This window comes from Candidatus Equadaptatus faecalis (genome assembly GCA_018065065.1).
GTDB classification, from domain to species: domain Bacteria; phylum Synergistota; class Synergistia; order Synergistales; family Synergistaceae; genus Equadaptatus; species Equadaptatus faecalis.
On record JAGHTZ010000027.1, the window covers coordinates 25,805 to 37,485 of the forward strand.

Sequence of the window (11,681 nt, forward strand, 5' to 3'; positions counted from 1 at the left end):
TTGTTGACTGTGCCGCGCCGTGCGCTGACTACTCCCTAATCTGCCGAGAGTATGACACAACGCCGCACAAAAGTCAACAGCAGATAATGCTGCGTTATTTAACTATTTCTCCAGTGCTTTCGTCCACTATAAAAACTTTTTTGCATTTTGCGCAGCGATACCGCCAGCAGGTAGCGCTAACCTGCGACAATCTTCTGGCAAGTCTCAGACCGCAGAAAGGACAAACTTTCGCATCATCCATCATAATTCCTCCTAAGGTTCCAATCCGGCTGCTTTTTCGATTTCTTCTTTGGTGTAGAGCCTTCCGTTGTTCATTCCGGGACATCTCTTTGCATAAAAATCCCATTCTGCTTTGTTTTCAAGCATGGATTTCCAGAACGGAAACTGCGCACACTGTTTCGGGCGGACAGGATAAATTTTGCAGCGTCTTGTATTGGCGTCCTGAAATATGCAGTCGTAATTTCTTTCAGGCAGATCCTTAATGCTTTTATTGCCGCACATATCTTCCCTGAGGCAAAGCAGTGTCAGCTCCTCAACAGAAATTTTGAGATACTGTGCTATCTGCTGAATCTCTGCTTCGGAAACCCAAATATCACCCGGGTCTTTGCTGCAGCACGCTCCGCACTCTTTACAGGAAAAACGGAGACCTCCGTCGTAAAAACGCGGACTGTTCTCCGTCTGCAGTGTATCCGGCATATTATTTTCTTCTGCTGCCGCGCCGTGTCGTTGAATATACGGCTCCGCACTCTTTAAGCTTGTCAAGGGCGTCAAGCGCTATGCCCGTGCCCATAACAACACATTCGGAAGCGTCTTCGGCAACAGAGCAGGAAATTTCCGTTTCCTTTGTAATAAGCTCGGGAAGTCCTCTCAGGCAGGCTCCGCCGCCGGTAAGTATGATACCGTTCTCAATAACGTCCGAAGCAAGCTCCGGAGGTGTTTTTTCAAGTACCCGTTTAATTGCCGCTATAAGCTGGCCTATTGACTCCTCAATCGCGGCGGCAACGTCTGCGCTTGAAATTGTAAGCGGGCGGGGCAGACCGTGTATAAGGTCGCTGCCTCTGATCTCCATCGTCATATTTTCTTCGCCGGAACGCACGAAACAGGAACCTATCTGTTTTTTGACGTCTTCCGCGGTCTGTTCGCCTATTGCAAGGTTGTACTGGCGGCGTACATAGCGCATTATGGCTTCGTCAAACTTGTCGCCGCCGACTCGCAGCGACTCGCAGACGACAAGTCCGCCCAAAGAAGCAACAGCTATGTCCGAAGTTCCTCCGCCTATGTCAACCACCATGTTTCCGACAGGCTCGCCTATCGGAAGATGCGCGCCTATGGCAGCCGCCATGGGCTCTTCTATGAGGTACGCTTCCTTGGCGCCGACCTCAACCGCCGCCTCAAGAACGGCACGGCGCTCAACGTTCGTCGCGCCTGCGGGCACCCCCACCATTATGCGGTGGCGGACAACCCTCTCAAAGCCGGAGGTTACCTTGCGGACAAATTCGCGCATCATGACCTCGGTCATAGTATAGTCTGCAATAACACCGTCGCGAAGCGGACGGATTGCAACCACGTTGCCCGGGGTTCTTCCTATCATAATCTTGGCGTCATTGCCGACAGCGAGAATTCTCCCTGTATTCTGATCAAGCGCGACAACCGACGGCTCGCGCAGTACAATGCCTTTTCCTTTTATATATACGAGTACGGTAGCCGTTCCAAGGTCAATTCCTATGTCTCTGCTCCACAAAACGCTCAGCCTCCCTGCGTACTAGTCTGCTTATTGTACAACAAAAAACAGCTTTTGTTTAGCAAAATAGTTTTTTGCGGTAGTTCACTCTCCAAAAGAAAAGCCCGTTCGGAGGAAAAGTTCGTCCCCCGCTTTCCCTGTCCCCGTTTTCAAGCATTTCCTCTATCCATTCCGGCGGACGCTTTTTCTGCGCCACCAGCTCAAGATTGCCGAGCATAATCCTGATCATGTTCATGAGAAAAGCATTGCCCTTAACGTGCAGCCAGACAAGTCTGCCGCGTCGGCAAAGCTTTACCGAATGCAGCGTCCGGAGGGTATTTTCCGGCGTTTCGTTCTTTTTGCAGAAAGCACCGAAGTCATGTTCTCCTTCAAGATATCGGCACGCCTGCGCGGCAAGCTCCCAGTCGTAATTTCCCGCCTTAATATGGCTTACAAACGGCTCAAGGTGCGGATAAACCGCCCTGCCGTGCCACATAAAATAGACGTACTCACGGGAAACGGCGTCAAAGCGCGCATTAAAATTATCCGGCGCTTCCGCAACGCGCATAAACTGCACGCCCTGAGGCAGATTGGCATTAACGGCGAGCATGAGTTTGTCAGGTCTCCATGCCTCGTCAAGCTCAAAGCTGCACACCTGACCCTTTGCGTGCACTCCGGCGTCCGTTCTTCCTGCCCCCGTGATTTTTACGCCGCTGCCGTTCAGCAGGGACAATACTTTTTCTATTTTCTCCTGAACCGTTGAAAGCCCAGGCTGGCACTGCCAACCGCTGAACAATCCGCCGTTGTAGCTTACCTCCGCCGCAAAATTCATTGCGCACCTCCCGTGCAGTTCTTTAATCCCGCAATTATTATTGCAGACAACCGGCAAAAATTCCACCACCTAAAATCCGCTGCTTAGACAAATGCCGTAAACTGCGTGTGTTCAGCAGTCAAAATTAAAGGAGAGCAGATAATCTGCTCTCCGTGCGTTGTAAATTTTCTGTTCCCGTTTAGAGCATGTGGTTAATGATAAACAGCGCGGTAAGAACGTACATTATCCAGCTTATTTCTTTTGCCTTGCCGGTAAAGAGCTTAAGGAAGACAAAACTGCAGATACCGAATTCAATACCTGTGCTTATGCTGTACGCAAACGGCATCATAACCATTGCGAGAATTGCCGGAACAAAATCTGTCCAGTCCGAGAAATCCATTCTCTCAAGCCCCATAACCATGAAGATACCGACCATGATCAGGGCGGGAGCCGTCGCGCAGCCCGGAACCATGCTTACTATCGGGTTAAGGAAGGTTGCAAGAAGGAAGAGAATGCCGACCGTGACAGCCGTGAGACCTGTGCGTCCGCCCTGCTCGACGCCCGCCGCGGATTCGACAAACGTTGTGACCGTCGAGGTCCCGAGCACGGCGCCGCAAACCGTACCCACCGCGTCTGCCATGAGCGCGGGACCTGCTTTGGGAAGATGTCCCTTTTCGTCAAGCATGTCAACGCGGCTTGCGCAGCCGACAAGAGTTCCGACCGTATCAAAGAAATCTACGAAGAAGAAAGCAAATACTATTACCCAGAATTCCATCTTCTTAAGCATTGAGAAATCCATCTGCCAAAACGTCGGGGAAAGGCTCGGCGGCATTGCGACGATTTCCTTCGGAAGCTTTGTCACACCGAAAGGAATTCCGAGAAGCGTCACCGCAACGATTCCGATAAGAATGCTGCCCTTGACGCCCTTGTGCTGCAAAACAACCATAAGAATAAGTCCGGCAAGCGCAAGCATAAGAGGGATATTGCCCTTGAAAACTCCGAGACCGACAAGCGTTGCGGGGTTGTCTACGACAATTCCGGCGCCTCTGCACCCTATAAAGGCTATAAAGAGACCTATACCGGCTGAAATACCTATTTTAAGCGTATTCGGCAGCGAGTTGACAACCATCTGGCGTATGTTGGAAAGCGTGAGGAGTATAAAGATGATACCTTCAACAAAAACGGCCGTAAGGGCAATTTTCCATGATACACCCATCGTGAGACATACCGAATAGGTGAAATATGCGTTAAGCCCCATACTCGGAGCAAGCGCAAACGGATAGTTCGCAAGCGCAGCCATCAGGAAACAGCCGATAGCGGCGCCGAGACAGGTGGCAACAAGTACAGAGCCGAAAGGCATTCCGCTTTCGGAAAGTATTCCAGGGTTGACGACGATAATGTACGCCATCGCCATAAACGTTGTGAGACCGGCTATGATTTCGGTTTTCGCGTCAGTGCCGTTCTCTTTGAGCTTGAAAAGTTTCTCTAACATCAGTGCTTCTCCCCCTTAATTATGGTGTACACCACGGGTTAAATTTTAATAGGTTTGTTTTGCAGGTCAATACCTGACTTAAAACAGAAAATATACGCTATGTTAATTACATTTTTAGATGTTTTAAAAATATTTTCAGCCCCGTTTAAGCCGCCGCGGCGTAACCGCACGCCTCCGCAGTCCCGTATACAGACAAAGACAACAACGCTGCCATGCTCTGTCTGCCTAAATTTTCCTTACAAAAACTTCTTTAATTCAATATGTTGACGCCAACGCCCTTTAGAATTAAACTAATAGACAGTAAAAGTTAAGCAAAAGCACCCGCGCAACCGACGGACAAGCGGAGCACCGCAGAGAAGCCCGGGTACTGTTGAAGCCGACCGTCTGGGCACATTTCTGCACTACAGAAGTGTGCCCTTATTGTTTAAGGAGGATTTCAATGAAAAAAGTGGCAATCGTTATGGGTAGCGACAGCGACCTTCCCGTTCTTGAAAAAAGCGCCGCCGTTTTTAAAGAACTGGGAATACCTTACGAAGCACATATTTATTCCGCTCACAGAACACCTGACGAGGCGCATGATTTTGCCGCAAACGCGCGCAAAAACGGCTTCGGAGCAATCATCTGCGCCGCGGGAATGGCGGCTCATCTGGCGGGGGTCGTGGCGGCGAACACGACGCTTCCCGTTATAGGCATTCCGTGCAAATCAGCGGTTTTCGACGGAATGGACGCGCTTCTTGCGACAGTCCAGATGCCCTCGGGCATACCGGTGGCAACGGTCGCCGTGAACGGCGGGGCAAATGCCGCCCTGCTTGCGGCTGAAATTCTTGCCGTTGAGGACACTGAGCTTGCGGAAAAGCTTTCAGCTAAACGCGCCGCCGACAAGGCAAAGGTTCTCGCAAAAGACAGCAGTCTCAAACTGTAAGCAATTATTTATTATTCCATATAAAAGGGGAAATTAAAAATGAACAAAGTGTACTCCGGCAAAACAAAAGACGTATTCTCACTTGACAACGGGAACTATCTCCTCAAGTTCAAGGACGACTGCACGGGCAAAGACGGCGTTTTTGATCCGGGCGAAAATTCGGTTGGACTTAAAATCGACGGCGTCGGCGATGTCAATCTCCGCATGTCGATTTACTTCTTTGAAAAAATAAACGCGGCAGGCATTCGCACTCATTACGTAAGTGCAAATCTCGCCGACACAACAATGGAAGTTCTTCCCGCAAAAGTTTTCGGACACGGGCTTGAAGTCATCTGCCGTTACAAAGCGGTAGGCAGCTTCTTCCGCCGTTACGGCGAATACATCGAAGAAGGCGCGGATCTCCCCGCCTACGTTGAAACAACTTTCAAGGACGACGCAAAGGGTGATCCTCTTGTTACGAAAGACGCTCTCGTTGCTCTTAGCGTAATGTCAGAACGTCAGTACGACGACATTAAGGAAATGACTCAGAAAATAACGAAAATCGTAGCGGACGACCTTGCTGAAAAAGGTCTCGTACTCTACGATATCAAATTTGAATACGGCTACGACGCAGACGGAAACGTCATGCTTATTGACGAAATCGCATCAGGAAACATGCGCGTCTACAAAGACGGAAAATATATCGACCCTATGACGCTTTCAAAGCTTTTCTTCGCGTAGGCTGATGGGAGGCTTTTTCGGAGCGGTATCAAACCGCGACATTGTGTATGACGTATTTTTCGGGACGGACTACCACAGTCATCTCGGCACGAACAATGCCGGAATGGCTGTATGGGGAAAAGAAAAAGGCTTTCAACGGCAGATACACTCCATTTCCGACACACCGTTCCGCGCCAAATTCGAGCCTGACCTTGCAGACTTTGAGGGCAGCTGCGCGTTCGGCTGCATAAGCGACTCCGAGCCCCAGCCCCTGCTTGTGCGTTCGCATCTCGGAATCTACGCCCTGACCACGGTCGGTTTGGTAAATAATGCCGATGAGCTGATTGAGCAGTATTTCAGCGATCACGGGCACCAGTTCATGGCTATGAGTTCGGGAAAAGTGAACACCACCGAACTTGTCGCCGCTCTTATCAACACGCGCGACAATCTTGTTGACGGCATACGCCACGTTCAGGAAGCGGTGGACGGAAGCATGACGCTGCTGATAATAACCGATAAAGGCGAACTTATTGCGGCGCGCGACAAATTGGGCAGACTGCCTGTAATAATCGGCAGAAACGAGGACGGATACTGCGTCACGTTTGAATCCTTCGCCGCGGAAAAGGTCGGCTACGGCATAGAGCGCGAGCTTGGCCCGGCTGAAATTGTCAAACTTACACCCGACGAATTAACGGTTTTGTCCCCCGCAGGCAGCGACATGAAAATATGTGCTTTTCTGTGGACGTATTTCGGCTATCCGAATTCCAATTACGAGGGGAAGAACGTTGAAGTAATGCGCTACAGAAACGGCGAAATAATGGCGCGCAACGAACAAGAGGCGGGACTGCTTCCGGACGTTGACATCGTTGCGGGGGTGCCTGACTCCGGAATACCTCACGCAATAGGTTACGCGTACAAAAGCGGAAAGATCTTCGCACGGCCGTTTATAAAATACACGCCGTCCTGGCTGCGCTCCTTTATGCCCACAAAGCAGAAGACCCGTAATCAGGTAGCGAAAATGAAGCAGATACCCGTTCCGGAGCTTATTAAGGACAAAAAACTTCTGTTCGTGGACGATTCCATAGTGCGCGGCACACAGCTCCGCGAAACGTTAAGATTTCTTTACGAGGCAGGCGCAAAAGAGGTTCATCTGCGTTCTGCCTGCCCTCCGCTGATGTACAGCTGCAAATACATAAATTTCTCTCGCGGAAATTCGGAAATGGATCTGCTGGCGCGGCGCATAGTTCAGGAGCTTGAAGGCGATGAAGGGCACAAACACCTTGACGAATATGCTGACGGAAGCTGCGAACGCGGACGCTGTCTGCTTAAAACGATCTGCGAAAAACTCGGCTTTACGTCGCTTGAATATCAGTCGCTTGACGGAATGCTCGAAGCCATCGGGCTTGACAAAGACAAAGTGTGCACCTATTGCTGGACAGGAAAGGAATAGACCATGAGCAAATCATTCTCAGCGGCATACGCCGCTGCCGGCGTTGACATCGAAGCAGGCTACGAAGGCGTAAAACTTATGAAGAAGCACGTCGAACGTACCTTCATTCCCGGCGTTGTTTCCGACATCGGAGGCTTCGGGGGGCTTTTCGCGCCTCAGCTTTCGGGAATGAAAGAGCCGGTTCTTGTTTCGGGAACCGACGGTGTGGGCACCAAACAGCGCATTGCGCAGCTGCTCGGAAAGCACGATACGGTAGGTATCGACTGCGTTGCCATGTGCGTGAACGACATAGTATGCTGCGGCGCAAAACCGATTTTCTTCCTTGATTACATCGCCATCGGCAAAAACGAACCCGAAAAGGTCGCAGAGCTCGTTTCCGGCGTTGCGGAAGGCTGCGTTCAGGCAGGCTGCGCATTGATCGGCGGCGAAACAGCGGAACACCCGGGCACAATGCAGCCTGACGATTACGACCTTGCGGGCTTCTCCGTCGGAATAGTCGACAAAGAAAAGGTTCTTGACAAGAATAAAATGTGCGCGGGAGACGTCGTTATAGCGCTTCCTTCAAGCGGTATCCACTCAAACGGCTATTCGCTGGTGCGCAAAATTTTTGACGTTGAAAAAGCAGATCTCGGACAGCACTGCGATGATCTGGGCACAACACTCGGCGAAGCGCTGCTCACGCCGACAAAAATTTATGTGCAGCAATTGCTCGCGGCAATCGAAGTTTCCGACGTCCACGGCGTAAGCCACATAACGGGCGGCGGTTTTTACGAAAACATACCTCGCTGCATACCAAACGGTCTCGGCGCAAAAATTGAGAAAGCGGCGATAAAGACACCCGCGATTTTCAAGCTTCTGCAGAGCAAAGGAAACGTTGACGAACGCGACATGTTCAACACCTACAATATGGGCGTGGGAATGAGCCTCGTCGTGTCGCGGGATACGGCGGACAAAGCTCTCGACGCTTTGAGAGCGGCGGGAGAAAATGCGTACGTCATCGGCGAAATTGAAAAATCGGAGGAGAAGATAACAATATGTTAAACGACATAGTAAGCGGAATTATTTCCGGCATATTAATCTCCCTCGGAGGCGGTGTTTTTCTCGCGTGCGAAAACAAAATCGCCGGTTCAGTCTTCTTCGCCGTTGCCCTGCTCTGCATCTGCATGCTCGGCTATTATCTTTACACGGGCAAAATCTGCTTCATGCTTGAAAAGCATGACAAAGCCGCATGGCAGCTCCTTATACTCTGCATAATAGGCAACGCGGCAGGCACCTTCGTCTGCGGCAGACTGCTTGCTTACGCGGTTCCGAACATGCAGGCAGCGGCCTCCGCTATCTGCGCGGCAAAGCTTAACCAGCTTCCGCTTCAGACCGTAATACGCGGGGCGTTCTGCGGAATACTCATATATCTTGCGGTAATAATTTTCAGACAGAACAGAAACATTTCCGGCATAGTCTACTGCATACCGGTATTTATTCTCAGCGGCTACGAACACTCGATAGCCGATATGTTCTATTTTGCGGCGGCAGGGAGTTTTGGCGCTCCGTCGCTGATTTTCATTCTGCTCGTGGTATTGGGCAACAGCATAGGCGGACTGCTTATTCCGTTCCTCAACCTCGCGCTTAAGGAGAAATAGAATGAAAACAAAAATAGCGGTGCTCGTATCCGGCGGCGGAACAAATTTACAGGCTCTGCTTGACGCGGAAAAGGCGGGAAAAATCCCGAGCGGCGAAATTGCGCTCGTGGTCTCCAACAATTCCAAAGCCTTCGCTCTCGAACGCGCCGCAAAGGCGGGCGTCAGGGCGCTCTGCATAACGAAAAAGGACTGCGGCGGACAGGAACAATTTGAGGAAAAGCTTGCGGAAACGCTTGAAGAACACGGTATAGGTCTGATTATTCTCGCGGGCTTTATGTCCATACTCGGAGAAAAGTTCACGCGCCGCTTTGAAAACAGGATAATCAACGTGCACCCCGCGCTTATTCCCTCGTTCTGCGGAAAAGGCTATTACGGGCTTAAGGTTCACGAAGAGGCTCTGAAATACGGCGTAAAAGTAACCGGCGCAACGGTGCATTTCGTGAACGAAATTCCGGACGGCGGAAAAATAATTCTGCAGAAAGCGGTTGAAATCGAAGAAGGCGACACGCCGGAAATTCTGCAGAAACGCGTTATGGAGCAGGCTGAATGGATACTTCTGCCTCAGGCTGCCGAAATAGTTTCAAAACAGCTGGCGGGGAAAAACGCGTGAGACGCAGGGACAGGGAAGTAACCGACAGAGCGTGGATTGACGAAGTTGTCCGCGAAGCGGAATATATGACGCTTGCCCTGTCGGCGCCTGACGGTAGCCCCTACGCCGTGCCGGTGAATCACGTCTTTGACGGCGAAAATCTTTATTTTCACTGCGCGAAAGAGGGCTTGAAGCTCGACTGCATAAAAAACAGCCCGCGCGTCGCGTTCAACACGGTAGCTCAGGCTGAATACTATCAGAATCCGGAAAACAGAGTGTACACCACTCACTACAAATCGGTTTCAGGCTGGGGAACGGCGGAAATTCTGACGGACACGGCTGAAAAAATAAAAGCGCTTGAGCTTGTACGGAACAAATTTATCAGGGGAGCTTACACCGTGAACGAAACGATTGCCGATTCTGTGTGCATAGTTAAAATTCACGTTGAAGAAATTTACGGCAAGAAAAACGACAAAACGTAGCAAAGCACGTTCCAGTCGGTTTTAATTTTCTAATTTTCAATACAGAAAGGCGAGGATGCACAAATGAAAAATCTGCTTGAAATGCTCAGAAACAATCCTTATCCGGGACGCGGGATAGTTGTAGGCAAAAACCGCGTTTATTATTTCATCATGGGCCGTTCCGTGAACAGCCGCAACAGAATTTTTTCGCTCACCGAGGACGGAATCCGCACGGAAGCTTTTGACGCAGGCAAAATGCAGGATCCGAGCCTGATCATCTACCACCCCGTCCGCAAAACGGAAGAAGGCCTTATCGTAACAAACGGCAATCAGACCGACACAATCCGCGACCACGGCTTTATCGGCGGCTGTATGCAGCGCGAATACGAGCCTGACGAACCCAACTTTACGCCGAGAATTTCCGCAATGCTCTACGACGACGGAAGCTTTGACATTTCAATTCTGAAACATCTCGACGGACGCTGCCTGCGCGAATTTTTCAGCTACGAAGGCTGCGACGAGGGAAAAGGCTATTTCATCAGCACCTATCAGGGCGACGGAAGTCCGCTTCCGAGCTTCGCGGGAGAGCCGGTGGAAGTTGAAATGCCTGAGCCTGACGAGCTTTGGGCGGCGCTCAACGAAGACAACAAGGTTTCGCTTTACACGAGCGTCAGCGGCGAAGTAAAACTTTACAATAAAAATCTGGGGGACTAAGACTATGAAAGAATTTGAACTTAAATACGGCTGCAACCCTAATCAGAAACCCGCGAAAATTTTTATGAGAGACGGTTCGGAGCTGCCTGTCACGGTGCTCAACGGACGCCCCGGCTTCATCAACCTTCTTGACGCCTTTAATTCATGGCAGCTTGTAAAGGAGCTTAAAGAGGCAACGGGACTTCCCTCTGCCGCGAGCTTCAAGCACGTTTCGCCGGCAGGCGCCGCCGTCGGTCTTCCGCTCAGCGATACAGACAAAAAAATCTACTTCGTGGAATCGGGAAAAGAACTCAGCCCCGTTGCCTGCGCATACATCAGGGCAAGAGGCGCTGACAGGCTCTGCTCATACGGCGACTGGGCGGCGCTCAGCGACACCTGCGACGCGGACACGGCAGAATATCTCAAGGCGGAAGTTTCAGACGGAATAATCGCGCCGGATTACACGCCGGAAGCGCTTGAAATTCTGAAAACGAAGAAAAAAGGCAACTACAACGTCGTTAAAATCGATTCCGCCTACGTTCCCGCGCTTCAGGAATACAAGGACGTATTCGGCGTCACCTTTGAACAGGGTCACAACAATTTCAAAATTGACGAAACTCTGCTCGAAAACATCGTAACAAAAAACAAAGAGCTTACGAAACAGGCAAAAATCGACCTCATCGTTTCACTCATCACGCTTAAATACACTCAGTCAAACTCTGTCTGCTACGTCAAGGACGGGCAGGCAATCGGCGTCGGCGCCGGACAGCAGAGCAGAATCCACTGCACAAGACTCGCCGGAAGCAAAGCCGACAACTGGTATCTGCGCCAGAGCCCGAAGGTTCTTTCGCTTCAGTTTGTCGAGGGCATCAAACGCCCCGAACGCGACAACGCCATTGACGTCTATATCTCGGACGAATACGAGGACGTGCTTGCCGAAGGCACTTGGCAGAAAATTTTCAAGGTAAAACCGGAAATCTTCACCGCGGAAGAAAAGAAAGCATGGATTGCAACGCAGAGCGGCGTAACGGTCGGCAGCGACGCGTTCTTCCCGTTCGGTGACAACATTGAGCGCGCAAGAAAATCGGGCGTTCAGTACGTTGCGGAACCGGGCGGCTCAATCCGCGACGACAACGTAATCGAAACGGCGGACAAATACAACATGGTTCTTGCCTTCACGGGCATGCGCCTCTTCCACCACTAAGGA

14 protein-coding genes are annotated in these 11,681 nt (G+C 50.9%); 9 read left to right on the forward strand and 5 right to left on the reverse strand.

All coding sequences use genetic code 11. The features are described 5' to 3' along the window. Nucleotides 1-94 precede the first annotated feature (94 nt). From KBS54_02150 to KBS54_02170, 5 genes are all read right to left on the reverse strand, one after another. The gene (locus KBS54_02150) at nucleotides 95-241 is read right to left on the reverse strand and encodes a hypothetical protein (GenBank protein ID MBQ0054931.1); all 147 of its coding nucleotides are present in this window, start codon (nucleotides 239-241) and stop codon (nucleotides 95-97) included. Nucleotides 242-252: 11 nt separating this feature from the next. After that, nucleotides 253-696: a YkgJ family cysteine cluster protein gene (locus KBS54_02155; GenBank protein ID MBQ0054932.1), complete on the reverse strand. Its 444-nt coding sequence runs from the start codon at nucleotides 694-696 to the stop codon at nucleotides 253-255. Nucleotide 697: 1 nt separating this feature from the next. Then, nucleotides 698-1,741, reverse strand: a complete 1,044-nt coding sequence (locus KBS54_02160; protein MBQ0054933.1) for a rod shape-determining protein — start codon at nucleotides 1,739-1,741, stop codon at nucleotides 698-700. Between the two features lie 58 nt (nucleotides 1,742-1,799). After that, nucleotides 1,800-2,552 (reverse strand): tRNA pseudouridine(38-40) synthase TruA, encoded by a 753-nt coding sequence (gene truA / locus KBS54_02165; protein MBQ0054934.1) that lies wholly within the window; start codon nucleotides 2,550-2,552, stop codon nucleotides 1,800-1,802. 178 nt (nucleotides 2,553-2,730) lie between these two features. Next, nucleotides 2,731-4,023: an NCS2 family permease gene (locus KBS54_02170; GenBank protein MBQ0054935.1), complete on the reverse strand. Its 1,293-nt coding sequence runs from the start codon at nucleotides 4,021-4,023 to the stop codon at nucleotides 2,731-2,733. A 439-nt stretch (nucleotides 4,024-4,462) separates the two neighbouring features. Between KBS54_02170 and purE the strand changes: the two genes are divergently transcribed. The 9 genes from purE to KBS54_02215 all read left to right on the forward strand — a co-directional run bounded on the left by purE (nucleotide 4,463) and on the right by KBS54_02215 (nucleotide 11,678). Continuing rightward, nucleotides 4,463-4,945 carry a 5-(carboxyamino)imidazole ribonucleotide mutase gene (gene purE / locus KBS54_02175; GenBank protein MBQ0054936.1) on the forward strand — a complete coding sequence of 161 codons (483 nt, stop codon included), beginning with the start codon at nucleotides 4,463-4,465 and terminating at the stop codon, nucleotides 4,943-4,945. 39 nt (nucleotides 4,946-4,984) lie between these two features. After that, nucleotides 4,985-5,665 carry a hypothetical protein gene (locus KBS54_02180; GenBank protein MBQ0054937.1) on the forward strand — a complete coding sequence of 227 codons (681 nt, stop codon included), beginning with the start codon at nucleotides 4,985-4,987 and terminating at the stop codon, nucleotides 5,663-5,665. Nucleotides 5,666-5,669: 4 nt separating this feature from the next. Beyond that, nucleotides 5,670-7,094 (forward strand): amidophosphoribosyltransferase, encoded by a 1,425-nt coding sequence (locus KBS54_02185; protein MBQ0054938.1) that lies wholly within the window; start codon nucleotides 5,670-5,672, stop codon nucleotides 7,092-7,094. 3 nt (nucleotides 7,095-7,097) lie between these two features. Next, nucleotides 7,098-8,135, forward strand: coding sequence for a phosphoribosylformylglycinamidine cyclo-ligase (locus KBS54_02190; GenBank protein MBQ0054939.1), 1,038 nt, complete (start codon nucleotides 7,098-7,100; stop codon nucleotides 8,133-8,135). After that, complete coding sequence (locus KBS54_02195; GenBank protein MBQ0054940.1) at nucleotides 8,129-8,731, forward strand: formate/nitrite transporter family protein; 603 nt, start codon at nucleotides 8,129-8,131, stop codon at nucleotides 8,729-8,731. Before KBS54_02190 ends, KBS54_02195 begins: the two co-directional genes overlap by 7 nt. Before the next feature lies 1 nt (nucleotide 8,732). Beyond that, complete coding sequence (locus tag KBS54_02200; protein MBQ0054941.1) at nucleotides 8,733-9,341, forward strand: phosphoribosylglycinamide formyltransferase; 609 nt, start codon at nucleotides 8,733-8,735, stop codon at nucleotides 9,339-9,341. Next, entirely contained in the window at nucleotides 9,338-9,802 is a 465-nt protein-coding gene (locus tag KBS54_02205) for a pyridoxamine 5'-phosphate oxidase family protein (GenBank protein ID MBQ0054942.1), read from the forward strand. The genes KBS54_02200 and KBS54_02205 overlap by 4 nt, the downstream gene beginning before the upstream one ends. A 63-nt stretch (nucleotides 9,803-9,865) precedes the next feature. Next, a complete protein-coding gene (locus tag KBS54_02210; protein MBQ0054943.1) occupies nucleotides 9,866-10,495 on the forward strand; it encodes a hypothetical protein in 630 nt (209 codons plus the stop codon). Between the two features lie 4 nt (nucleotides 10,496-10,499). Beyond that, nucleotides 10,500-11,678: a phosphoribosylaminoimidazolecarboxamide formyltransferase gene (locus tag KBS54_02215; GenBank protein ID MBQ0054944.1), complete on the forward strand. Its 1,179-nt coding sequence runs from the start codon at nucleotides 10,500-10,502 to the stop codon at nucleotides 11,676-11,678. Nucleotides 11,679-11,681 lie beyond the last annotated feature (3 nt).